Here is a 22,331-nt window from a genome sequence, read left to right as displayed (position 1 = left end):
CACCGGAACGCATTGTGCCCCGGTTCAAGCAACCAGCGCATCGATATGGAACTGCGCTCGCGCCCGCGCCCTGGCATCGAGATCGAATAGATCGTCGAGCCCATGCACGCGGCCCACGTCGACATCCTGCAAGGTCTCTGCATTGACGCGGTAAATCTCGGTAAAGCGAATACGGCCTTGCAGAAACGCGCTCACGGCCTGCTCATTGGCGGCATTGAGCACGGCACACGCCCCCACCGGCATCGAAAGGGCTGCGTAAGCGAGCCCTAGACCGGGAAAGCGTTGCGGATCGGGTTGTTCGAAATCAAGCCTGCCAATGCGCGCCAGATCGAGCCACGACGCACCGGAAGCCATGCGCTGCGGGTATGCAAGGCCATAGGCGATGGGCGTACGCATGTCGGGCGCGCCGAGTTGCGCCACCACCGAACCATCGCGGTAGCCGACCATGGAGTGCACGATGCTCTGCGGGTGGATCAGAACCCGAATCTTCTCCGCTGGCATGCCGAACAGATGATGCGCCTCGATGACTTCCAGCGCCTTGTTCATCATCGTGGCTGAATCCACCGAGATCTTGCGGCCCATGCTCCAGTTCGGGTGCGCACAGGCCTGGTCGGGGGTGATGTCGTGCAGCGCGGCCGGGTCAAGCTGCCGAAACGGGCCGCCCGACGCCGTGAGCGTCATGTCGCGCACGGTGTCGGCCCAGTGGGCGCGGTCGTCAGGCAGGCTTTGCAAGATTGCGCTGTGCTCGCTGTCGATGGGAATGAGTTCCCCGCCCCCCTGCCGCATGGCCTGCATGAACAAGTCTCCGGCGACCACCAGCGACTCCTTGTTGGCCAGCAGCACGCGCTTGCCGGCATGCGCCGCGGCCAGGCTGGATGCAAGCCCTGCGGCGCCGACGATCGCTGCCATCACGATATCGGTTTCGGCAGCCGCGGCAAGCTGCGTATGCGCCGCGTCGCCCTGCATCACCTCGGTCGAACTGCCGCATGCCTGCAAAGCCGCACGCAAGCGCGCGGCAGCCGCCGCGTCACTGAGCATGGCATAGCGCGGCTGGAAGCGCAGGCATTGTTCCAGCAGCAAGTCGTCGCGCTGCTTCGCCCCGAGTGCAAAGACCTCGAAGCGATCAGGATGCAGAGCGAGGACCTCCAGGGTGTTTTGTCCTATGGAGCCGGTGGAACCGAGAATGGCGACGCGCTTCATGCGAGAAACAAGATGGCAACCGGCAATAGGGGCAGCAAGGCGTCGACGCGATCGAGCACGCCGCCGTGGCCGGGCAACAGGGCGCTGCTGTCTTTGACCCCGGCATGCCGCTTGAGCAGCGATTCGAACAGATCACCCATGATGCTGAGCGCAAGAAACAGCGCCGCGCAGCCCAGCATGGCCGCCATGCCGAACATCCGGTCGATGCGGGCCAGCAGGGTGTCGGACAACGCGGGCACGAGGCTGCACAACAGGCCATATGCCAGAACGGCCAAGAGCGCGGCGTAGACGCCGGCCCAGGTTTTGCCTGGGCTGATCCGGGGGGCCAGCTTGCGCCGTCCGAAGGCGCGGCCGCCGAAATACGCGGCGACATCGGCAACCCAGGCGACCAAGAGCACCGACAGCAGGAAGCCCGCTCCAGCCTGGCGGGCCCGCAACAAGGCCAACCACGCCGCGAACATGACAACGAAACCCAAAACCGCGAGGATGTGGGGAACGGCAAGAGGTTTTGGCAACGCCGCCCTGGGCAAGCTGGAGACCAGGAGCACCGCCCAGACCAGCGCCGCGGCGACAAAAGCCCCGTCCAGTCCGAGATGCGATCCGGAACCCAAGGTCATGCGAGACAAGGTTCCTGCCGCCACGATCAGCCACAAGGCGGCCCAGCCCAAGGCAGCGACCGGTTTTTGCCCGGCAAGGCGCGCCCATTCCCACATGCCAGCGCAGCCAAAGGCCCCGGCAACACCGGCGAACACAAAGGCTGAAGCGAAAAACAGGGACGGCAGCAGCACTGCAAGCAGCACTGCCGCCGTGATGATGCGGGTACGAAGCATGAATGTTGCGCAGCCTTCAGGCCACGCGCAGACCCTGGACCCGCACCGGAACGGTGCCGAAGCGCCGCTCGCGTTGTGCATAGTCGGCGATGGCGATGGCCAACGATTTCTCGTCGAAATCGGGCCAAAGGGTATCGGTGAAATAGAACTCGGTGTAGGCGACCTGCCAAAGCAGGAAGTTGCTGAGGCGCCGCTCTCCACCGGTACGAATGAGCAAGTCCGGCGCCGGAATGTCGGCCAGGCATAGATGCCGTTCCAGGTTCTGCTCGGTCACCGCTTCGCCGCTGGCCTGCAAGGCCTGCATGGCCTGCACGAGATCCCATCGACCGCCATAGTTGATGGCGACGTTGAGCACCAGGCGCGTGTTGGCTGCCGAGAGATCTTCGGCCTGCTGCATCAGATCGCGCATCGGTGCCTCGAATGCGCTGCGGTCGCCGACGAAACGCAGGCGCACCCCCTGTTCGGCGAGTTCGCGCGTTTCGCGCCGGAGGGCCTGCACGAACAGGTCCATCAGGGCCTTGACCTCGTCAGCGGGGCGATTCCAGTTCTCGGAAGAAAAAGCGAAGACGGTCAGATAGGACACGCCCTGCGCGATGCATCCGCGCACGGTGCTTTTCAGCGCGTCCACGCCGAATTTGTGGCCTGCCGTGCGCGGCAGAAGCCGGCGCTGCGCCCAGCGCCCATTGCCATCCATCACCACGGCGACATGGCGCAGGCCGGCAGGTGCCGGCTCGGATCGTTTCGGAGTTTGCTTCGACACCAGATTCGCTCCTTGCTCGCACGGCGGGCCGTCAGACCGCCATGATTTCCGCTTCTTTCTGACTCACCAGTTTGTCGACTTCCACGATGAAGCGGTCGGTCATTTTCTGGATATCGTCCTGCGCGCGGCGCTCATCATCTTCCGACGCCTCTTTCGCTTTGACCAGATCCTTGAGCTGCTGGTTCGCGTCGCGGCGCAAATTGCGCACCGCAATCTTGGCGCTTTCCGCCTCGTGCTTGATGACCTTGACGAGTTCCCGCCGGCGCTCTTCGGTCAAGGCCGGCATGGGCACGCGGATCTGATCGCCCTGACTCTGGGGGTTCAGCCCCAGGTCCGATTCGCGGATGGCCTTCTCCACGGCCTGGGCCATCTTCTTTTCCCAGGGCTGCACGCTGATGGTGCGCGCGTCGAGCAAATTGACATTGGCCACCTGGTTGATGGGCATCATGGTGCCGTAATAGTCCACCATGACGTGGTCGAGCAGCCCGGTGTGCGCGCGTCCCGTCCGCACCTTGGCCAGATCGGACTTGAGCGCTTCGATGGATTTGAGCATCTTCTGCTCGCTGGTTTTCTTGATCTCGGCGATTGTCATGATGATTCAGTACGGGGATCTGTGATTCAAAGGTGCACCAGTGTGCCCTCGGACTCGCCCTGCACCACGCGCAAAAGCGCACCGGGTTTGAAAATGCTGAAGACCCGGATGGGCAGGCCTTGGTCGCGGCATAGGGCGAAAGCCGTCGCGTCCATCACCTGCAGCCGCTTGACGATGGCTTCGTCGAAACTGATGCTGGTGTAGCGTGTGGCCGCAGGATCGCTGGCCGGATCTGCAGTGTAAATGCCGTCCACCTTGGTGGCTTTGAGCATGACCTCGGCGCCAATTTCCGCCGCGCGCAGGGCGGCCGCGGTGTCGGTGGTGAAGAACGGGTTGCCCGTGCCACCGGCGAAAATCACCAATTTTCCTTCTTCCAGATACTGCAGAGCCTTGGGGCGCACATAGGACTCGACCACCTGGTCGATGCTGATCGCCGACATGACGCGCGCCAGCAAACCGGCATGGCGCATGGCATCGGCCAGAGCGAGGGAATTCATCACCGTGGCCAACATGCCCATGTAGTCGGCGGTGGCGCGGTCCATGCCGACCGCGCCGCCTGCGACGCCGCGGAAAATATTGCCGCCGCCGATGACGATGGCGACCTGAACTCCGCTGCGCGCAACCTGGGCGATGTCCTCCACCATTTTCACGATGGTGGCGCGGTTGATGCCGTAAGCATCGTCGCCCATGAGGGCTTCACCCGAGAGTTTGAGCAAGACCCGTTTGTAGCCACTCATGCGCTGTCGCTCCTGGCAGAAGGTTGGTCGAATCAGCTGGCGCGTGCCGCGGCCATTTGCGCCGCGACCTCGTCGGCAAAATTCTCCGACTTCTTCTCGATGCCCTCACCGACCACATAGAGGGTGAAACCCTTCACCGTGGTGTTGGCCGCCTTGAGCATCTGCTCGACCGTCTGCTTGTCGTTCTTCACGAAAGCCTGGTTGAACAGCGAGACTTCCTTCAGGTATTTTTGCACCGACCCCTCGACGCGCTTGGCCACGATGTCGGCGGACTGGGGGGTCTTGCCCTCGGCCATGGCCTTCTCGGCGTCCTCGGCGGCCTTTTGCGTCGCGATCGAACGTTCGGATTCGATCAGCGCGGCCGGCACGTCGGCGGACGACAACGCCACCGGTTTCATCGCGGCCACGTGCATGGCCACATCCTTGGCTGCCACCTCGTCGCCGTCGAACTCGACGACGACGCCGATGCGTGTGCCATGCAGGTAGCTGGCCAGCTTGGCGTCGCCGGCAAAACGCTTGAAGCGGCGGATCGACATGTTCTCGCCGATCTTGCCGATCAGCACGGCGCGGCGAGCTTCCACACTGGCGCCGTCGATCTCCAGCGCCGCCAACGCTGCGACGTCGGCCGGATTGCGCTCGGCGACAAGCTGCGCGAGCGTCTTGCCGAAAGCGAGGAAATCGTCGTTCTTCGCGACGAAATCGGTCTCGCAGTTGATCTCGACCATGGCACCGGTGTTGCCGGCGATGTGGATGGCGATGATGCCCTCGGCCGTGACGCGCGATGCAGCCTTGCTGGCCTTGCTGCCAAGCTTGACGCGAAGCAACTCCTCGGCGCGCGCCATGTCGCCATCGGCCTCGGTCAACGCCTTCTTGCACTCCATCATGGGCGCGTCGGTTTTGGCGCGAAGTTCAGCGACCATGGATGCGGTGATTGCCGCCATTTTGTTCTCCTGGATTGAAGAAGGGGGCTGCGAACAGCCCCCTCGGTAGATCGAAAAAGCGTGAGGCCAGACTCAGGCGGCGTGCTGCTCGTCCTGCACTTCGATGAATTCGCCCGATTCTTCGGCGGATGTCTGCACGACCTCGTTCAGCGCGTCGTTCTTGCCTTCGAGAATGGCATCGGCCATGCCGCGGGTGTACAGGGCCACGGCCTTGCCGGAATCGTCGTTGCCGGGAATGACATGGTCGATCCCGATCGGCGAGTGGTTGGTATCCACCACGCCGATGATGGGAATACCCAGCATGTGCGCCTCGGCGACGGCGATCTTGTGATAGCCCACGTCGATGATGAACAACGCATCGGGCAGCGCAGACATGTCCTGAATGCCACCAATCGACTTCTCCAGCTTCTCCAGCTCGCGCTGGAACATCAGCTGTTCCTTCTTGGTCATGTGCTCCAGCGCGCCTTCGGCGGCTTGGGCTTGCATGTCCTTGAGTTTCTTGATCGAGCCCTTGACCGTCTTGAAGTTGGTCAGCATGCCGCCGAGCCAGCGCTCGTTGACGAAGGGCATGCCGCAGCGCTCGGCCTCGGCCTGCACCAGTTCGCCAGCCTGGCGCTTGGTGCCGACGAACAGAATGGTGCCGCGGCGTGCGGCCATCTGGCGCGCATACTTGCAGGCATCCTGGAACATCGGCAACGTCTTTTCGAGGTTGACGATGTGAATCTTGTTGCGATGGCCGAAGATATAAGGGGCCATCTTGGGATTCCAGAAACGGGTCTGGTGACCGAAGTGCACCCCCGCTTCCAGCATTTCGCGCATTGAAACACTCATGGTTTGTCCTAGGTTGGGTCTGAAATCTGGCCAGAACCCTGGGCAAGCAGCCGATGCCTCCGCGCAAGCGGAGCCCATCGAAACCTGCCATCGGGCACCTGGTAAGGCCAGTTTGCGATTGTTTTGCAGGGCCCGCCGGAGCGAACTCAACAAAACCTGAGCATTATAAGCCGCATCGTGCATCCTTGAATCGGGCGACGCGGCCTGGGCTGGCTTGTCCGGCATGTTTTCGAAAGCCGTCGTTCCCCCGGCGGGGCGAAACCTTCCGGGTATGCTCGGTGTCGTCCGCACTTCTCCTCCGCGCCCTGGCAACCATGCATGAATACGTATTGCGCCAACAGCTGCACAACGAAATCCACGCCCGGCCGTACGAGCACCTGCTCACGCCGCTGCAAATCAGCCACATGGCCTACCTGGCAGACGCGCAAGCACAGGCGCAGGCCCATGTGCATCTGTGCCGGCTGCTGGAAAACCATCATCTCCCGCTCCCCTCGGAGGGCAGTAGTTTTCACGTCGCCGATATCGGCCCGGTGCGTTTGCGCTGGGAGCGCCATGGAGAATTCACGTCCTACACTTTCATCAGACCGGGGCTGGCGACCGACCAACAGTCCTGGTTCGGGCATTGCGCCTGCGCCGACATTTCGGACGCGTGGCGCGAAACCATTCCCGGCGCACTGATCTGCGCCAACCACATCGCCCTGCTTCCCGACCACCCGGGCGATGACTGGCCGCAGCACGATCTGTCCGCCGTGCTCGACGCCGATGCGCTCGTCGCATCGGAAGTCGCCGACGGTCAGGCGCGTGTCTATACCGACCTGCGCATCCATGCCGACGGCTTCGCCCGGTTCGTCATCGTCAGCCGTGCAATCTCGCCGCGCCGCCGCGGCAGACTGGCGCAACGCCTGCTGGAGATCGAAACCTACCGCATGCTTTCGTTGCTGGCACTGCCGGCAGCGCGGGAGATCACCCCCCTGCTGGCCCAGTATGAACAGGAATTGGCCCAGATCATGGACGCCATCCGCAGCAGCCAGCCCGAGCGCGACCGTCAGACCCTGGAACGGCTGTCGCAGTTGGCCTCCACCGTCGAAAGCCTCTACGCCCAGCACCATGCGCGCTTCACCGCGTCGAACGTGTACTACGACCTGGTGAACCGGCGCATCGCCGATTTGCGCGAGCAGCAGTTCATGGGCCTGCAGACGCTCGGCCAATTCATGGACCGGCGCCTGGCTCCGGCGATGCAGACCTGCTCGCACGCCATTCGGCGCCTGCAGGGCTTGTCGGAGCGCATCTCGCGCTGCAGCAACTTGCTGCGTACCCGCGTGGAAGTGCAGATGCAGCAGCAAAACCGGGAACTGCTGGCGTCGATGAACCGGCGCCAATACCTGCAGCTGCGTCTGCAGCAGACCGTGGAGGGATTGTCGGTGGCGGCCATCACCTATTACGCCTCGTCGCTGGTCGGGCACCTGTTCGAGGCCATGCATCGCTGGCTGCACGTGGATGCCGCCGTGGCACAGGGTTGGTCCATCCCCGTCATCGCGCTGGCCGTATGGCTGGGCCTGCGCCGCGCCCACCAGCGGCTGGCCAAGGTGGATCGGTAAGTCCCGTCCTTCAGGCGGCCTCGCGCGCGCGCTGGCGCAGGCCGCTGTAGACGCCCTCCACTGCGCGGTCCATCAGGTTCTTGTCTTCCAGCGGGAGGATGTGGCCGCTCCTGAGCAGGCGCTCGAAGGCGCGGCGCGTGAGGGAATGCGCCTGGCCGCCGACACGGCTGGTGAACATGAAGAACATGCCCTGGGGGCTATGCCAGGCAAGCTGGGCGCGCGTCCATTGCCCTTGCAGATGCCAGTGCACCCAATGCCCTTCCTGCAGCGAGTCGATGAAGGCCAGCGGGTCGTCGATCGCCTGCTGGACCGGCGATGCGTCCGCACCCTGATGCATCTCGGGCGAGGTGGCCGGGGCCGACAGGTCGAGCTGCAGATCCAACGCATCGATCAAGCCCGAGCGCTGACGGTCTTCCTCAGGAAGCCGCACGTCGTCGAGCGCTCCGAACTGGGGTTGTGTCTGCCCCTGCGGGATGCGCAGCAGGCGCTCCCACTCGTTTTGCAACAAGAACGCGTCCGCGGCCTGCCCGGTCGTGGCGGCGCCCTCGCCGCGGATGGCCTGCGCGTGCGTGCGCATCAGGCTGGAGAAAAAGGAGGTGCGCTGCTCCTGCGGCCAGTCGATCAAGGCCAGCCCCTCTTCGAGCCGGCGAACCAGTCCCGGCAGTCTGTGCAGCAGATCCTTGCGTTGCGGCTCGCTGGTCTTGGCCTGCACGCTCCAGAGCAGGTCGCTGCCGGCCTGCTTGAAGGCCAGCGTGGCTTCGGCGTTTTCGCCGTGACCAAGAACCGATTCGACCAGGACGGACGTCCAGGCTCCGCGCATGAACTCCTTGAGGTAGTCGTCGATGTCCAGGTGATCCAGCAGGCTGGAGACGTGCCGGCTCAGCGCGGCGCCAAGCACGGAGCGGAACTCGGCGCGGCGCAAGGCCTCCACGGCCTCGCGCTCGGATTCCTGGGTCAGCGCGGTTCGATGCGCGATCCAGGCGTCGAGCCGCTCCAGCTGCAGCGCATACACCTCCTCGGTTTCGCTGTCGGCGTTGACGACCGACTCGACCATGCCGTCGAGCCAGTCGAGGAAGCCGCTGGCCGCGGCGTCCTCGGCGTTGACATAGCCGGCGCTGTAGCTGGCGATGCGATTGATCAGCTTGCGCGTCGGGTGGTTGCGCGAACTGAACACCCCGGCATCCGCCAGTGCCAGGCGCAGGATCGGAATCTGCAGACGCCCGAGCGCGGCGCGCACGCGCGGCAGCAGACGCGGGTCGGCCAGAATATGGTCGAACATCAGCGAGACGACGTCGATCGTGAGCCGCTCCAGCGGCCGCGAGGTGGCCGCCTGCAACTCCTGGCGGTAGTGCTCGATGATGTTGAGCGGCGGCCCGCCGGCGGCGAACCGCTCGGCCGCCTGCGTGAAGCCTTCGCCGACGCCGAGGCGGTTCGCTTGCGTCAGGCGGTCGAGGGCGGAACGCAGCATCGCCGTCTGCATGGCCTGGCCGAAGGTCGATTGCGGGCCTGCCAGCGCCTCGTCCAGCGAACCCGCCGCATGCGCGCCAAAGCCGGCCGCATGCCCCTGCATCAGACTCTGCATGCTGCCCTGCAAGAGTCGCTGCACTTCTTCCAGGCTCAGGGTTCCATCGGCGCCCACCGCGGCGCCGGCCGTGGCCGCATCTTGACTCGGCGCCGGCGCAGCGCGCGCCGGGCTACGCGGACCGGAAGTCCGTACCGCGTAGCGCGCGGGACTGATGTGGGCGGCCTCCAGCCTGCCGTTATAGGCGTGATAGGTTTCCTTCAGCGCGCTGGTCATGGCCACGCCGAACGCCCGCAGCAAGGCCAGCCTGGCCGTGTGATCCACGTCCAGACTGCCGAGCGCCCGCTGCAGCGAGCGGCCGAACACTTCGGGACGCAATGGGTTGGCGCGCGCCAGGTCGCCAGCGGAAGCTTTGTCTTTTTGCCGCAGCGACTCCATGCGCGCGTTGAGATCGCGTATTTCCCACTCGGCGCCGGACTCGATCATGCGGATGAGCTGGGATACCTCCACGTCTTCCTGCACGCTCTCGTCCCGCACCAGACTGAGTTCGTCCATCCGGTACTCGGCGGGCTGGGTCGATGCGGCGGGTTTGCCCTGGATCTCCTGCTGCAGCAAGGTACTGAACTGGTCGACGAAGGCGCGCACCAGATCGCCCTCGGCCTGGCGCAGCACCATCAGAAGATCGCTGTAATGCTGGCGGTCGCGGCTGCTCAATGCCGATTCGGCGTGCGTCTGGAATGTTTCGACAACCTGCTTGGCCACGCGCCGGATCAAGTCGTCCGAATCGCTGAGCGCGGCGTCGATGCATTGGCGAAACAGATCGGTTTGCGACATGGTCCAAGAAAAATGAGGCCGAGCTCAGGGTGTCAGCACGGCGCCCGCCGTGCAGATGGCGCCATAACGCCCACTATAGGGCTGTGAAGCCATGCGCTCAATCGCGCAGCCCCTGAAAGCCGGGTTCAATGCCGCGACCGCGCAACATGTGCGCATTGCCACGCGCCCGGCCGACGCTACGAGTCAGTTCGACGCCGTGCCGACGCGCTGACGCACCGCCTCGAACAGGCAAACACCGGCGGCCACCGAGACATTGAGGCTGTCCACGTGACCGCGCATGGGAATGTGCACCAATTGATCGCAGCCCTCGCGCACCAGCCTGCGCATGCCGCTGCCCTCGGCGCCCAGCACCAGGGCCGTCGGACCCGTCATTTCCGCGGCATAAAGCGTGGTCTGCGCTTCACCGGCGGCGCCCACGACCCACAGGCCGCGCTCGCGCAAGGCGGCCAGTGCGCGCGCCATATTGGTGACCATGATGTACGGCACCGTGTCGGCCGCACCGCTGGCAACCTTGGCCACGGTCGGCGTCAAGCCCACGGCACGGTCCTTCGGCGCGAACACGACATGCACTCCGGCGGCATCCGCCGTGCGCAGAACAGCGCCGAGGTTGTGCGGATCGGTCACGCCGTCGAGCCCGAGCAGCAGCGGCACGCCTGCGGCGGCGTCGAGCACCGCATCCAGGGTGGACAGCTTGTCCAGCGGCTCGACCCGTGCCACCACGCCCTGGTGCCTGTGCGTGCCGGCCAGTGCATCCAGGCGCGCGGCGTCGGCGGGGACGACGGCCAGCCCCGCCGCCTGCGCGCGGGCGAGGAATTGCTGCATGCGCGCATCGTGCCGGGACATGTCGACCAGCAGCTCGCGCACCGAATCCGGGGCCGCGCGCACGCGCGCGCCGACGGCGTGGAAGCCATACAGCAGCTTGAGGGTCAAATCGCCACCTCGGAAACGGTTTCGGACGCGGGCGGGGTCGAGGCAGGAATGTGCAACCGCCCTGCACGCAGTTCAACCACGGCATCGCAGCGCGATGCCAGTTGCATGTCGTGCGTCACCAGCACCAGGGTCGTGCCCTGTTCGCGCTGCAGCCCGAACAGCAGGTCGATGATGCGCTGCCCGGTCACGGCGTCCAGGTTGCCGGTCGGCTCGTCGGCCAGCAGCAGCGAGGGCCGGGTGGCGAAGGCGCGTGCGAGCGCCACGCGCTGTTGTTCGCCGCCGGAGAGCGTGGCGGGCATGTGGCGCAACCGGCCTTCCAGGCCGACGCGCTCCAGCATGGCCTGGGCCTCGCTGCGTACAGCTCCGCCGCGACCTGCGATGTCCATCGCAAGCATCACATTTTCCAGCGCGTTGAGGTGGGCGATGAGTTGGAAATTCTGGAACACGAAGCCCAGCCTGCCCGCGCGCAAGGCCGCGCGGCCGTCCTCGTTCAGCGCAAACAGGTCGACGCCCTCGATCCATACCTTCCCCGAGGTCGGCCGGTCGAGCCCCGCCAGCAGACCGAGCAAGGTGGATTTGCCGGAGCCGGACGGACCGACGATGGCCAGGCTGGATGCGCGCGCCACGCTCAGGCTGACGTCGTCGAGCAGGGTCAGCGCCCCCTGGGCATCGGAAACAGTCTTGCCCAGGTGCTGGGCGACAATGGCGGCATGTGGATCGGTGGACGGCATATGAACTGCGTGCGGAACTGGACGGTCATTCTAGGAACTGTGCTGGCCTTGCTCGCCGGCATGGCTTTGTCGGGCATCGCGCGCGTCGCCACGGCGGCGCCGGTGTCGCACCCGACCCTGCTCATCGTCGGCGACAGTCTCTCGGCCGGATACGGCCTGGAAACGGGCCAGGGCTGGGCCAGCCTGCTGGCCCGGCGCATGGCCAGGCGTTTCCCGGCCTGGACCGTCGTCAACGCCAGCGTCAGCGGCGACACCACGGCCGGCGGACTCAGCCGGCTTCCCGCCCTGCTCGCGCGCGACAAACCCCGCGTGGTCATACTCGAATTGGGCGGCAACGATGCGCTGCGCGGACTGTCCCTGGCATCCACGCGCGCCAACCTCACCACGATGGTGCAGCAAGCCAAGGCCGCCGGGGCCCGCGTGCTGCTGCTGGGCATGCAGATTCCGCCCAACTACGGCGCGGCCTACACCAAGCGCTTCGCCGCCATCTACCCCGAAGTCGCCAAGTCGCAAAGGGTCGCGCTGGTGCCGTTCTTCCTGTCCGGCGTGGTGGATCACCCGGCCTGGTTCCAGGCCGATAACATCCATCCTGCGGCAATCGCCCAGCCGGTCATGCTGGAAACGGCCTGGCCTTTTCTCCAGCCCCTACTGCGCGCCGCGCAAAAATAGCGATGAGTTTGCGGCCCCTATCTGCCGACGAGGCACTGACCCGACTCGCCGAATTCGGCGCCGTGCTGGATGTGCGCAGTCCCGGCGAATTCGCCCTCGACCGCGTTCCCGGCGCGTTGAACTGGCCCGTGCTGGATGACGCCGAGCGTGCGCACGTCGGCACCATCTACAAGCAGATCGGCGCTTTCGAGGCCAGGAAAATTGGCGCCGCGCTGGTTGCGCGCAACATCGCCAGGCACATCGAGCGGGATGCGCAGAACTGGCCCAAGGACTTCGCGCCGCTGGTGTACTGCTGGCGCGGCGGTAACCGCTCCGGCGCCATGGCGCACGTGCTGGCGCAAATCGGCTTTCGCGTGCATCTGGTGCAAGGCGGCTACAAGGCCCTGCGCGCCGCCGTGGTCAGGCAGTTGGACGCGCTTGCCGGCCAGTTCCAGTTCGAGGTGATCTGCGGCCCGACCGGAAGCGGCAAGAGCCGGCTGCTGCAGACCCTGCAGCGCCACGGCGCGCAGGTGCTCGACCTGGAGGCGCTGGCCGCGCATCGCGGTTCGGTGCTCGGCGCCCTCCCGGGCGAGAACCAGCCCAGCCAGAAGCAGTTCGAAACCCGCATCTGGTCCGCGCTGCGCGGCTGCGCGCCCGAGCGGCCCGTTTTCGTCGAATGCGAAAGCAAGAAAATCGGCAAGCTGCAGATCCCCGCCGCCTTGCTCGATCGCATGCACGCCAGCCCTTGCCTGCGGCTCGAGGTCGATTTGCCGATCCGCGTGCAAATCCTGCTGGAAGACTACGCCGCACTGACGCGAGACCCGCAGGAGCTCCTGAAGCGCCTGGACACGCTGACCGAGCTGCGCGGCAAGCAGACGATTGCGCGCTGGCGCGAGCTGGTCGCCGCCGGCGATTTCCCGACCCTCGTGCAAGAGCTGCTGGCCCAGCACTACGACCCGAGCTACAGCGGTTCGATGGCGCGCAACTACCAGGGTTTCGCGCGGAGCAGCGCCTGGCCGGTGGCCGGCTCCGCGCAGCAGGCCTTCGACGCCGTAGCCCGTCAACTCGCACCGCAGGCGGCCTGAGCGCGACACCGCCCCCGTTCATCGGGCCTGGCGCCGCACGGCTCGCAAAATGCCCTCGAGCAAGGCCTGCGGACTGGGCGGACAGCCCGCCACGGTGACGTCCACCGGCAGGACGTTCCCCACCCGCCCGCAACTCGCATAGCTTTCGCCGAACACGCCTCCCGTGCACGCGCACTCCCCAGCGGCCACCACCAGCCGCGGCTCGGGCATGGCTTCATAGGTGCGCCGCAAGGCCAGCTCCATGTGGCGCGAAACCGGGCCGGTGACCAGCAGCATGTCCGCATGCCGCGGGCTGGCGACGAACTGCAGCCCCAGGCCTTCGAGGTTGTAGTAGGGATTCGACAGCGCTTGGATCTCCAGCTCGCAGCCGTTGCACGAGCCGGCATCGACCACCCGGATGGCCAGCGCGCGGCCAAGAATGCGCAGCAGCTCGGCCTGCGCATCCGACTTGTCCGCGGCCTCGACGGCCATGCTCGCGGCGTGCGTGGTTTCGCTGATGCGGCCGACGCGGGCGATCTGGCGCAGGGTTTTCCACATGATGCGGGGTTCCTCAGCGATCGTGTCCGGAATAGGACAGGTTGAACGATTTGTTGATCAGCGGGAAGTCGGGCACGATGTCCTGGACCATGATCCACTCCAGCGCCGGCCAGTTCTGCCAGGATGGATCATGCGGATGGCAGCGCGCGATGCGTCCGCCCTCCCCGGCTTGCAGCGCGATGAAAGCCGGCCCGCGCCATCCTTCCACCACACCCAGCGCCAGTCCGGGGGCAATGACCTCGGGCAGCGCCAGGATATGCGGCCCTTCGGGCAGGGCATCGAGCAGCGCGAGGCTCAGGCGCAATGACTCGAACACCTCGGCGAAGCGCACCGCCACCCGCGCGGCGACATCGCCACCCTGCTCCACCGCGATGCGCACGCCCAGCTTGTCGTACGGCGCGAGGCCTGGGATCGCCCGCAGGTCCAGGGCCTGGCCGCTGGCGCGCGACGCCAAACCCAGCATGCCGAGGCGACGCGCCAGATCGGGCGCGACGCGGCCGGTGGCGGCGAGCCGGTCCTGCAGGCCCTCATGCTGGTCGAGGATGACCTTCAGTCGCTCCACCTCCCTGCGCAATACGCCGCACTGGGTACGCAGCATGGACTGCGCGTCGTCGTCCAGGTCGAACGCCACGCCGCCAGGCTGGATCGCGCCCATCGGGTAGCGGGCGCCGAACACCCGCGCATTCAAGCGCAGCAGGTCTTCCTTGAGCCGCGAGAACTGCGCGAGGCCGAAGCCGAAACCCGCGTCGTTGACGATGGCACCCAGGTCGCCCAGGTGGTTGGCAAGACGCTCGCGCTCCAGCAACAAAGCTCGCAAGGCGCCGGCACGCGGCGGAATCCTCACCTCCGCCAAGGTTTCCAGCGCCATGCAATAGGCCCAGGCGTTGGCCGCGGCACTGTCGCCGCACAGACGCGCCGCCAGGCCTGCGCCCTCGTTCAGGGTCAGCTGCTGAAAACGCCGTTCCACCCCCTTGTGCGCGAAACCCAGGCGCGGCTCCAGGCGCAAAACCTTCTCGCCCACGACGGAAAAACGAAACTGCCCGGGTTCGATGATGCCGGCGTGGACAGGGCCGACGGAAATCTCGTGCACGCCTTCGCCATCCACTGCAACGAAGGCGTAGCGCTCGGCTTCCGGTGCCCTTTCGGGCCCGCGCTCGGGGGCATCGCGACGCAGCGGGAATTCGTCGGCGCCCCAGGCCGTGTGGCGCAGCCAAGGACGCGAGTCCATGCCCGGCGCCTGCAGGCCGAGCAAGTCGCGCAAGGCGCGCTGCAGGCGGTCGGCCACCGGAAACAAGGCGTGCAACGCCGGGTAATGGGTCACGCCGCAGGCCAGCACAAGCTCGGCCAGGGTGAGCGCATCGCGCTGCAGCCAGCAGGCGTGCACAGTGAAGCCACCGCACTGCAGGCGCGTATCGCTGCCCCACAGGGCCAACAGTCGCGCGTCCTGCGCATGCATGTGCTGCGCCAGCGCGGCCCAGCCCTGCGCGTCCACCACGCGGTGATCCACCGCCATTCCGGAGCACAGTGCGCGCATCGCCGTCATCCTCCGATCATGCTGCTGGCCAGATGCCACCACGATTCCAGGAACGTCGGGACATACAGACCGAGCAGCAGCACCAGCGCCAAATGGGCGAACACCGGCAGCATGTCAGGCTGGTGCGGAAGCCGGCGCAAGGTGCTGGCCCCGAACACCATGCCCTGCACGCGCATGAAGATGGCGCCGAAGGCCACGCCCAGCGCCAGCAGCAGGATGGGTGTGGCCCAGGGCTGGGTCTGCATCGCGGTGGTGAGGATGAGGAACTCGCTGGCGAACACGCCGAAGGGCGGCATGCCGACGATGGCCAGCGCCCCCAGCATCATCCCCCAGCCCAATGCCGGCGACTGCTCGCGCAGCCCCTGGATGTCGTCCATGCGCTGCGTGCCGGCCTTTTGCGTGGCGTGGCCGGTGGTGAAAAAGATGGCGCTCTTGGTCAGTGCATGGCCCGTCATGTGCAGCAAGGCCGCGAAATTCGCCACCGGGCCGCCCATGCCGAAAGCGAAGGTGATGATGCCCATATGCTCGATGGACGAGTAGGCAAACATGCGCTTGACGTCCTTTTGCCGCCACAGCAGGAAAGCGCCGACCACCACCGAGAGCAGGCCGAAACCCATCAGCATCTGTCCCGGCCAGGCGGCGTGCACCGCGCCGTCCACCAGCACCTTGCAGCGCATCACCGCGTACAGCGCCACGTTCAGCAGCAGCCCCGACAGCACGGCCGAGACCGGCGTGGGCCCTTCGGCGTGCGCGTCCGGCAGCCAGCTGTGCAGCGGCACCAGTCCCACCTTGGTGCCATAGCCCACCAGCAGGAAGACGAAGGCGATGCCGATGATGCTGGGTTCGAGCTGCCCCTTCACCGCATTCAGGTGGGTCCAGAGCAAGGCGCTCATGCCTTCGGCGCCAAGCACGCGTTCGGCGGCGAAATACAGCAGCACGGTGCCGAACAAGGCCAGCGCGATGCCCACGCCGCAGAGGATGAAGTATTTCCACGCCGCCTCGAGGCTGGCCGCGGTGCGGTACAGCGACACCAGCAGCACGGTGGACAGCGTGGCCGCCTCCATCGCCACCCAGAGTATGCCCATATTGTTCGTGGTCAGCGCCAGCAGCATGGTGAACATGAACAGCTGGTACATGCTGTGATACAGCCGCAGGCGCCGCGCATCGACCCGCCCATGCTCCTGCTCGATACGCATATAGGGCCGCGAAAAAGCAGCCGTGGTCATGCCGACGAAGGCCGTCAGCGCGACCAGGAAGACGTTGAACGGATCGATGAAGAATTCGGCCGCCAGAACCTGCATCGGCCCATGCGCGATGACATCCGCGGTCAGCACGCAGGCGGCGACGAACGTGGCTGCGCTCACCGCCAGGTTCAGGCGCGGCGCAATAGGACGATGGCCGAAAAACGCCAGCATCGCGGCGCCAAGCAGCGGCAGGGCCAGAACGGCGAGCAAGTCCATTCAGTCGTCTTTCAGGGTTTCCAGATGCCGCAGATCGAGGCTGTCGAATTGCTCGCGGATCTGGAAAAAGAAAATGCCCAGCACGAACACGCCCACCAGCACGTCCAGGCCGATGCCCAGTTCCACCACCATGGGCATGCCGTGCGTGGCGCTGGTCGCCGCGAACAGCAGACCGTTTTCCATCGCCAGGAAACCCACCACCTGGGCGATGGCCTTGCGTCGCACGATCATCATCAGGAAGGCGAGGAACACCACGGCCAGCGCGATGCCCAGGGTGCTGCGCGTGGCCGCGCCGGCAAATTGCGAGATCGGCTGCGCCAGCACGAAGGCGAAGATCACCAGCAGGATGCCGATGATCTGCATGGTGGGAATGTTCACCAGGGTCTCCGTGTCCCGCTCCACCTGCAGCCTGCCGATGAGCTTGTGCAGGATGTAAGGCAGCACCAAAACCTTGAGCACCAGGGTGATGGCGGCTGAGGTGTACAGCTCGGGCTGCCCGGTCGAATAACCGACCACCACGGCGCAAGCCACCAGGGCGGCGCCCTGTCCGGCAAATAGATTCACAAGGTTGACGACGCGGCGCTGGGCCAGCATTGCAAAGGACAGCAGCAGCAGCACCGCGGCAAACAAGTGGATGAGTTGGGTGCTGAGCGGAAGCGCGGCAGCAACGCTGCCAACCATGGATGTCGCGACGGCCGGCATGGCTCAATGCTCCAGCGTCAGATGCACCAGCAACCCAAGAACCGCCAGCAGGAAGGCGGTGGCCAGGAATTCCGGCGCACGGAAAATGCGCAGCTTGGCACTCAGGGTTTCGATCAGCGCGATGACCAAGCCCGCCGCCGCGAGCTTGATGAGCAGCGGCGGAATCGCGGGCAACAACCATAGGATGCCATCGGCACGGCTGGCCATGCCCCAAGGCAGGAACAGGGCAAAGCCGATGCAGGCGTAATTGAACAGCTTCAACGCGCTGGCCCATTCCACCAGCGCGAGGTGGCGCGCCGAATACTCCAGCACCATGGCCTCGTGAATCATCGTGAGTTCCAGGTGCGTGGCCGGGTTGTCCACCGGAATGCGCGCATTCTCGGCGAGCAGCACCATGACGAAGGCCACCGCCGCGAAGGCCAGGCTGGCATGGATGGCCAGGGCCCGCGATTGCAACGTGTCGGCGATCACGGGTAACAGCGTGCTGCCGGTGATCAGCGAAGCCGTGAACAGCACCATCAGCAGAGCCGGCTCGGCGAGGAAGCCCACCATCATCTCGCGCCGCGCCCCCATGCTGCCGAAAGCGGTGCCGATGTCCATGCCGGCCAGCGCAATGAACACCCGCGCCAGCGCGAACAGACCGACCAATGCGATGGCATCCGCCGCCGAGGCAAAGGGCAGATCGGTACTGAGCGAGGGAATGATGGCCGCGGCGGCCACCATGATGCCGAACAGCATGTAGGGCACGGCGCGAAACAAAGGCGTAGCCTCGTGCGCCAGCACGACGTCCTTGTGCAGCAGCTTGCGCAAGCGCAGGTAGGGCAGCCACAAGGGCGGCGCGGTGCGATTGGCGAGCCAGGCGCGGCACTGATTCACCCAGCCGAGGAACAGCGGCGCCAGCGCCACCGAAGCCAATACCGCCAGCAGCTGCGTGAACAAGGCCGCGGCACTCATCGCACGACCACCATCAGCAACACCAGCAGAGTGATGAAGCTGTAGAAGAGGTAGACCGCAATGCGCCCCTGCTGGATGCGTCCGATCTGGCGGGCCAGCCACAGCACCGCATCGGCCAGGGGCATGTAGAGTTGCGCCCAGAAACGGTCGAGCACCACCACGCGGTAGCGCGGAGCCGCGTCGGTCGGGGCCGGCAGATCCACGCGAGTCTGGTAGAACGGGGCAAACAATCTGCGGATCGGCTGGCCCATGCCCTCGGCCGTGTCCTGCATGCGCGGTGTCAGGCCCGTGGCTCCGCAGCCCCAGGCTTCGGCGCGGCGCGTACGACCGGCGAAAACCCGATGCGTGACCAAGAACGTGAAGCCGATAACCAGCAGCCCGACCAGCAGCACGACCACCGGGTTATAGGCTGCCCGCTGGGGCGACGTTGGCACCAGCCAGGTCCAATTGCCGGTCCGTGCGAGTCCATGGCCAAGAAGCTGCAGGCTGACGCGGTCGATGGCCTGCAGCACCAGACCCGGCAACAGCCCGAGCAGCACGCAGCCCGCCGCAAGCCACACCAGACCGGCGCGCTCCAAGAGACCGGCGTCATGCGCATGTTCCAGTTCCGGTTCGCGCGCACGGCCGAGAAAAATCACGCCGTAGAACTTCACCATCACATAGCCCCCCAACGCCGCGGTGAGCGCCAGAACGGCAGCCCCCAGCGGGATGAGCATGCCGAAGAAGGGCTTGGAAATACCCGGCGTGAACAGAAAAGCCTGCAGCAGCAGCCACTCCGCCACGAAACCGTTGAGCGGCGGTAGTCCGGCGATGGCCAGGGTGCCAACCAAGGCCGTCCAGCCGACCCACGGCATGCGCCGCAGCAGGCCGCCAAGCCGTCCCAGGCTGCGTTGGTGGGTTGCATGCAGCACGGAGCCCGTGGCGAGGAACAGCAGGCTCTTGAAAAAGGCATGATTGAGGACGTGGTACAGCATGGCCGCCAGCGCCAGCGCGGCCAGCGCGGGCATGCCGATGCCATGGAACACCAGAGCCAGGCCAAGCGCCGCAAACGCGATGCCGATGTTCTCGATGGAGGAATACGCCAGCAGTCGCTTCATATCGGTTTGCACTGCGGCGAACAACGCGCCGAACAGCGCACCGAACAGGCCCAGCGCCAGCAGCGGCACGCCCCACCACCACAGCGGCGCGTGCAGCAAGTCGAAGCTCACCCGTAGCAGGCCGTACAACGCCGTCTTCAGCATGACCCCGCTCATCAGCGCCGACACCGGCGACGGGGCGGCGGGGTGCGCCTCGGGCAGCCAGATATGCAAGGGAACCAGTCCGGCCTTGGCACCGAACCCGGCCACGGCGAGGCCGAAAGCCACCGTGGCCCAGGCGGGCGAAAGATGGGCCTGGCGCATCGCATCGAAGGTCAGCCCGCTGCCCCCGCCCTGCATCATCACCCCGAAGCACAGCAGCAGAGCGATGGCACCCAAATGCGCGAGCAGAAGGTAGACGAAACCGGCGCTGCGGATCTCCGGAAGGCGATGCTGGCTCACGACCAGGAAGTAGGACGACAGCGCCATGACTTCCCACGCCAGCATGAAGGCATAGGCGTCGGCGGCCAGCAGCACCATGGCCATGGCAGCCAGAAAGATGTGATATTGCAAGCCGAGCAGGCCCGGGGCGGTGCCTTCGCCTGAACGGAAATAGCCCGCTGCGAACACCGAAATGCCGATGCTGGATGCGCCGAGCAGGAACAGGAAAAAACCGGACAGCGCGTCCAGCCGCAAATGCATGGGTAGCCCCGGCAAGCCGATTGGCAGGGTCAGCGAAGACGCCGGCGCGAACAGCGCCAGGAGCCCTACGCCGGCCAATACCGCACTACCCAGGGCGCCAAGGGGAAATACGCCATGCGCGACCCAGCGCGTGGACTGTGGCGCCAGCAAGCCAGCCAGCCCGATCAAACCCCAGCCCAGGACGACACCCAAAGCAACGGGCAGCAGCAAGGGGGCGTCCATGACGGGTTTTCGTTGGATTCAAAATCACATACTATGTGCATGACATGTTAATCCAACCCGTACCAAAATGGAACAACGCACCAGCAGACTGACCGTGCTGATCGATCCGCAGAAAAAGGCGGTGTTCGAACACCTGTGCGCGCGCGAGGACCAGACCCCCTCTCAGGTGGTTCGGCGTTTGATCCGGGAATACATCGAGGCCCAGCTTGGCCGTCCTTGGAAACCGGGCGAATCGCTGGATGACGCACTCGGGCGCTGAATACAGCGTTCAAGGCTCCGGTGCCGGCTGCCGCGCGTGGATTGCGACCGCAGGAATGACACCCTGCCGATGGCGCGGGCCTGTCTTCAGGCCGCCAGTCGCGCCTGCTCGGCCTGCCGGAAGAGTTCGGTCGGCGGCAATTGGCGCCGCGCCGGGTCGCTCAGCGCCTGACGCCACAGCCTGGCACCAGGCTCGCCTTTCCAAAGGTTCAGCATATGGCGGGTGATGGCGAAGGCCGGCACACCCTGCCAGGCCATGCGCTGCGCATACGCCTGCATGCTGCGCTCGACATCCTCCGGCACCGCATGCCGCGGGTTCGCGCCGAAGTACAGCCCATCCCAGCTCGCCAGCCACCAGGGCCGCTGATAGGCCTCGCGTCCGACCATCACGCCATCCACGTGCATCAGGTGTTCACGCACCTCGGCATCGCTCTTGACTCCGCCGTTGAGCACGATGGTGAACTGCGGAAATTCGCGCTTGAGCCGATACACGAGTTCATGTCGCAATGGCGGAATCTCGCGGTTGTCCTTGGGGCTCAAGCCCTGCAGCCAAGCGTTGCGCGCATGCACGATGAATACCGAGGCTCCCCCCTCGGCCACGGTGCCGACGAAATCGCGCACGAAGTCGTAGCTCTCGACGCGGTCGATGCCGATACGGTGCTTCACCGTCACCGGCAGGTCGTCGCCCACCGCGTCGCGCATGGCTGCCACGCCGTCGCGCACCAGGGCCGGCTCGGCCATCAGGCAGGCACCGAAAGCGCCGCGTTGAACGCGCTCGCTCGGGCAGCCGCAGTTGAGATTGATCTCCGAGTACCCCCAGCGCTGCGCCAGCTTCGCGCACGCGGCAAGATCCTGGGGCTCGCTGCCCCCCAACTGCAACGCAAGCGGATGCTCCTCGCCGCTGAAGTCCAGGTGCCGCTGCTGATCACCATGCAGCAAGGCGCCCGTAGTCACCATCTCGGTGTACAGGCGCGCATGACGGCTGAGCTGGCGGTGGAAATAGCGGCAATGCCGGTCGGTCCAATCGAGCATCGGCGCAACCGAAAGCAACCACGGATTGTGATTTTGAAGCACTTCTTTTCAATGGAATTGGGAGCGGCGCGGACATCATCGAAGCCCGAGGCGAGCAACATACCAGCACGCGGGTTCACAGGACCCAGATCAGCCGCGTCCGAGGCCAGATATGCATCCTAGGCGAAGATGATGATCCCGCTCGTGCGTTCATGCCGGCCGCGCCCGCCTACTCGACCTTCTTCACCGCGTGTACCGTGGCGTGGTAGCCATGTTCCACGCCGCTGGCAACGTCGCTGCCGACGACTTTGCCCGCATGGACAACGGCATGCCCGGTTTCGGCACCAACCCCCACAACCTTCTTGCCAGCATGGACGGCGTCTTCTTTGACGTTGTGGGCGAACTGGGTGAAGGTCGTGGCGTGCGCCGACGTGGCCAAGGCGAAAAACAAGGCGGATACGAAAACGTAGTGGATCTTCATGCGACATCTCCGGTTGAGCGAGGCTGAACAGGTCTCGCGTTGACCCTCCCCGCAAACGGCACAGTGCCGATGGCCTGCGCCGTGTTGTCGTTCGTCGTGGCGAATTGTGCCAGCCAAGTGGGAAAGCTCAGGCCATTTCGGCAATCGCCGGCTTG

General features: G+C 65.6%; 22 protein-coding genes. 4 read left to right on the top strand and 18 right to left on the bottom strand.

The features are described 5' to 3' along the window. Positions 1-24: 24 nt before the first annotated feature. The 7 genes from ispC to rpsB all read right to left on the bottom strand — a co-directional run bounded on the left by ispC (position 25) and on the right by rpsB (position 5,891). Entirely contained in the window at positions 25-1,200 is a 1,176-nt protein-coding gene (gene ispC / locus THIARS_RS15235; protein ID WP_094161635.1) for a 1-deoxy-D-xylulose-5-phosphate reductoisomerase, read from the bottom strand. Then, positions 1,197-2,030 carry a phosphatidate cytidylyltransferase gene (locus tag THIARS_RS15230; protein ID WP_094161634.1) on the bottom strand — a complete coding sequence of 278 codons (834 nt, stop codon included), beginning with the start codon at positions 2,028-2,030 and terminating at the stop codon, positions 1,197-1,199. Before THIARS_RS15230 ends, ispC begins: the two co-directional genes overlap by 4 nt. 16 nt (positions 2,031-2,046) lie before the next feature. Then, entirely contained in the window at positions 2,047-2,790 is a 744-nt protein-coding gene (gene uppS / locus THIARS_RS15225) for a polyprenyl diphosphate synthase (RefSeq protein WP_094161633.1), read from the bottom strand. Positions 2,791-2,821: 31 nt separating this feature from the next. Further along, positions 2,822-3,382 carry a ribosome recycling factor gene (frr, locus tag THIARS_RS15220; RefSeq protein ID WP_094161632.1) on the bottom strand — a complete coding sequence of 187 codons (561 nt, stop codon included), beginning with the start codon at positions 3,380-3,382 and terminating at the stop codon, positions 2,822-2,824. Positions 3,383-3,408: 26 nt separating this feature from the next. Then, positions 3,409-4,119: a UMP kinase gene (gene pyrH, locus THIARS_RS15215; protein WP_094161631.1), complete on the bottom strand. Its 711-nt coding sequence runs from the start codon at positions 4,117-4,119 to the stop codon at positions 3,409-3,411. Between the two features lie 32 nt (positions 4,120-4,151). After that, a complete protein-coding gene (gene tsf / locus THIARS_RS15210) occupies positions 4,152-5,060 on the bottom strand; it encodes a translation elongation factor Ts (protein WP_094161630.1) in 909 nt (302 codons plus the stop codon). A 72-nt stretch (positions 5,061-5,132) separates the two neighbouring features. Continuing rightward, positions 5,133-5,891 carry a 30S ribosomal protein S2 gene (rpsB, locus tag THIARS_RS15205; RefSeq protein ID WP_094161629.1) on the bottom strand — a complete coding sequence of 253 codons (759 nt, stop codon included), beginning with the start codon at positions 5,889-5,891 and terminating at the stop codon, positions 5,133-5,135. A 314-nt stretch (positions 5,892-6,205) separates the two neighbouring features. Here rpsB and THIARS_RS15200 point away from each other — a divergent pair, with 314 nt between their 5' ends. Continuing rightward, positions 6,206-7,489, top strand: coding sequence for a DUF3422 family protein (locus tag THIARS_RS15200; RefSeq protein WP_094161628.1), 1,284 nt, complete (start codon positions 6,206-6,208; stop codon positions 7,487-7,489). Between the two features lie 10 nt (positions 7,490-7,499). Here the strand turns inward: THIARS_RS15200 and THIARS_RS15195 are convergent, their stop codons facing one another. From THIARS_RS15195 to THIARS_RS15185, 3 genes are all read right to left on the bottom strand, one after another. Beyond that, positions 7,500-9,845 (bottom strand): DUF1631 family protein, encoded by a 2,346-nt coding sequence (locus tag THIARS_RS15195; protein WP_094161627.1) that lies wholly within the window; start codon positions 9,843-9,845, stop codon positions 7,500-7,502. Between the two features lie 183 nt (positions 9,846-10,028). Beyond that, positions 10,029-10,775: a 23S rRNA (guanosine(2251)-2'-O)-methyltransferase RlmB gene (rlmB, locus tag THIARS_RS15190; protein ID WP_094161626.1), complete on the bottom strand. Its 747-nt coding sequence runs from the start codon at positions 10,773-10,775 to the stop codon at positions 10,029-10,031. Continuing rightward, positions 10,772-11,506, bottom strand: coding sequence for an ABC transporter ATP-binding protein (locus tag THIARS_RS15185; protein WP_094161625.1), 735 nt, complete (start codon positions 11,504-11,506; stop codon positions 10,772-10,774). The genes rlmB and THIARS_RS15185 overlap by 4 nt, the downstream gene beginning before the upstream one ends. Here THIARS_RS15185 and THIARS_RS15180 point away from each other — a divergent pair, their 5' ends adjacent. Together THIARS_RS15180 and mnmH are read left to right on the top strand one after the other, a co-directional pair. Next, positions 11,507-12,175, top strand: coding sequence for an arylesterase (locus THIARS_RS15180; protein WP_425444251.1), 669 nt, complete (start codon positions 11,507-11,509; stop codon positions 12,173-12,175). 2 nt (positions 12,176-12,177) lie between these two features. Continuing rightward, on the top strand, positions 12,178-13,239 hold the full coding sequence (gene mnmH / locus THIARS_RS15175) for a tRNA 2-selenouridine(34) synthase MnmH (protein WP_094161624.1): 1,062 nt from the start codon (positions 12,178-12,180) through the stop codon (positions 13,237-13,239). Positions 13,240-13,257: 18 nt separating this feature from the next. Here mnmH and THIARS_RS15170 read toward each other — a convergent pair whose 3' ends face one another. From THIARS_RS15170 to hyfB, 6 genes are read right to left on the bottom strand one after another with little or no spacing between them, the layout of a single operon-like run. Beyond that, a complete protein-coding gene (locus THIARS_RS15170; RefSeq protein WP_094161623.1) occupies positions 13,258-13,776 on the bottom strand; it encodes an NADH-quinone oxidoreductase subunit B family protein in 519 nt (172 codons plus the stop codon). A gap of 13 nt (positions 13,777-13,789) precedes the next feature. Continuing rightward, positions 13,790-15,310, bottom strand: coding sequence for a hydrogenase large subunit (locus tag THIARS_RS15165; protein WP_094162172.1), 1,521 nt, complete (start codon positions 15,308-15,310; stop codon positions 13,790-13,792). Positions 15,311-15,315: 5 nt separating this feature from the next. Then, positions 15,316-16,770, bottom strand: coding sequence for a hydrogenase 4 subunit F (locus THIARS_RS15160; RefSeq protein ID WP_094161622.1), 1,455 nt, complete (start codon positions 16,768-16,770; stop codon positions 15,316-15,318). Beyond that, positions 16,771-17,451, bottom strand: a complete 681-nt coding sequence (locus THIARS_RS15155; RefSeq protein WP_186436754.1) for a formate hydrogenlyase — start codon at positions 17,449-17,451, stop codon at positions 16,771-16,773. 24 nt (positions 17,452-17,475) lie between these two features. After that, a complete protein-coding gene (locus tag THIARS_RS15150; RefSeq protein ID WP_094161620.1) occupies positions 17,476-18,426 on the bottom strand; it encodes a respiratory chain complex I subunit 1 family protein in 951 nt (316 codons plus the stop codon). Beyond that, positions 18,423-20,426, bottom strand: a complete 2,004-nt coding sequence (gene hyfB, locus THIARS_RS15145; protein WP_094161619.1) for a hydrogenase 4 subunit B — start codon at positions 20,424-20,426, stop codon at positions 18,423-18,425. Before hyfB ends, THIARS_RS15150 begins: the two co-directional genes overlap by 4 nt. A 67-nt stretch (positions 20,427-20,493) precedes the next feature. Between hyfB and THIARS_RS15140 the strand changes: the two genes are divergently transcribed. Next, positions 20,494-20,685, top strand: coding sequence for a ribbon-helix-helix protein, CopG family (locus THIARS_RS15140; RefSeq protein WP_094161618.1), 192 nt, complete (start codon positions 20,494-20,496; stop codon positions 20,683-20,685). A gap of 86 nt (positions 20,686-20,771) precedes the next feature. Here the strand turns inward: THIARS_RS15140 and dusA are convergent, their stop codons facing one another. After that, complete coding sequence (dusA, locus tag THIARS_RS15135) at positions 20,772-21,716, bottom strand: tRNA dihydrouridine(20/20a) synthase DusA (protein ID WP_094161617.1); 945 nt, start codon at positions 21,714-21,716, stop codon at positions 20,772-20,774. Between the two features lie 208 nt (positions 21,717-21,924). After that, positions 21,925-22,176, bottom strand: coding sequence for a hypothetical protein (locus tag THIARS_RS15130; RefSeq protein ID WP_094161616.1), 252 nt, complete (start codon positions 22,174-22,176; stop codon positions 21,925-21,927). Positions 22,177-22,331 lie beyond the last annotated feature (155 nt).

The sequence above is a fragment of the Thiomonas delicata genome, from assembly GCF_900088825.1.
In the GTDB taxonomy this organism is placed as follows: Bacteria; Pseudomonadota; Gammaproteobacteria; order Burkholderiales; family Burkholderiaceae_C; genus Thiomonas_A; species Thiomonas_A delicata.
The sequence above is the reverse complement of the archived record's forward strand: the minus strand, read 5'-3'. Positions and strand labels throughout refer to the sequence as shown.

What these genes read in the sequence shown, in the direction of transcription:
- THIARS_RS15155 (WP_186436754.1), bottom strand. Translation starts at nt 17,451, where the DNA reads ATGGTTGGCAGCGTTGCTGCCGCGCTTCCGCTCAGCACCCAACTCATC.
- frr (WP_094161632.1), bottom strand. Translation starts at nt 3,382, where the DNA reads ATGACAATCGCCGAGATCAAGAAAACCAGCGAGCAGAAGATGCTCAAA.
- THIARS_RS15160 (WP_094161622.1), bottom strand. Translation starts at nt 16,770, where the DNA reads ATGGACTTGCTCGCCGTTCTGGCCCTGCCGCTGCTTGGCGCCGCGATG.
- THIARS_RS15150 (WP_094161620.1), bottom strand. Translation starts at nt 18,426, where the DNA reads ATGAGTGCCGCGGCCTTGTTCACGCAGCTGCTGGCGGTATTGGCTTCG.
- tsf (WP_094161630.1), bottom strand. Translation starts at nt 5,060, where the DNA reads ATGGCGGCAATCACCGCATCCATGGTCGCTGAACTTCGCGCCAAAACC.
- pyrH (WP_094161631.1), bottom strand. Translation starts at nt 4,119, where the DNA reads ATGAGTGGCTACAAACGGGTCTTGCTCAAACTCTCGGGTGAAGCCCTC.
- rpsB (WP_094161629.1), bottom strand. Translation starts at nt 5,891, where the DNA reads ATGAGTGTTTCAATGCGCGAAATGCTGGAAGCGGGGGTGCACTTCGGT.
- THIARS_RS15140 (WP_094161618.1), top strand. Translation starts at nt 20,494, where the DNA reads ATGGAACAACGCACCAGCAGACTGACCGTGCTGATCGATCCGCAGAAA.
- THIARS_RS15200 (WP_094161628.1), top strand. Translation starts at nt 6,206, where the DNA reads ATGCATGAATACGTATTGCGCCAACAGCTGCACAACGAAATCCACGCC.
- THIARS_RS15170 (WP_094161623.1), bottom strand. Translation starts at nt 13,776, where the DNA reads ATGTGGAAAACCCTGCGCCAGATCGCCCGCGTCGGCCGCATCAGCGAA.
- dusA (WP_094161617.1), bottom strand. Translation starts at nt 21,716, where the DNA reads ATGCTCGATTGGACCGACCGGCATTGCCGCTATTTCCACCGCCAGCTC.
- THIARS_RS15180 (WP_425444251.1), top strand. Translation starts at nt 11,507, where the DNA reads ATGAACTGCGTGCGGAACTGGACGGTCATTCTAGGAACTGTGCTGGCC.
- THIARS_RS15165 (WP_094162172.1), bottom strand. Translation starts at nt 15,310, where the DNA reads ATGCGCGCACTGTGCTCCGGAATGGCGGTGGATCACCGCGTGGTGGAC.
- THIARS_RS15130 (WP_094161616.1), bottom strand. Translation starts at nt 22,176, where the DNA reads ATGAAGATCCACTACGTTTTCGTATCCGCCTTGTTTTTCGCCTTGGCC.
- THIARS_RS15185 (WP_094161625.1), bottom strand. Translation starts at nt 11,506, where the DNA reads ATGCCGTCCACCGATCCACATGCCGCCATTGTCGCCCAGCACCTGGGC.
- mnmH (WP_094161624.1), top strand. Translation starts at nt 12,178, where the DNA reads ATGAGTTTGCGGCCCCTATCTGCCGACGAGGCACTGACCCGACTCGCC.
- THIARS_RS15195 (WP_094161627.1), bottom strand. Translation starts at nt 9,845, where the DNA reads ATGTCGCAAACCGATCTGTTTCGCCAATGCATCGACGCCGCGCTCAGC.
- ispC (WP_094161635.1), bottom strand. Translation starts at nt 1,200, where the DNA reads ATGAAGCGCGTCGCCATTCTCGGTTCCACCGGCTCCATAGGACAAAAC.
- hyfB (WP_094161619.1), bottom strand. Translation starts at nt 20,426, where the DNA reads ATGGACGCCCCCTTGCTGCTGCCCGTTGCTTTGGGTGTCGTCCTGGGC.
- THIARS_RS15230 (WP_094161634.1), bottom strand. Translation starts at nt 2,030, where the DNA reads ATGCTTCGTACCCGCATCATCACGGCGGCAGTGCTGCTTGCAGTGCTG.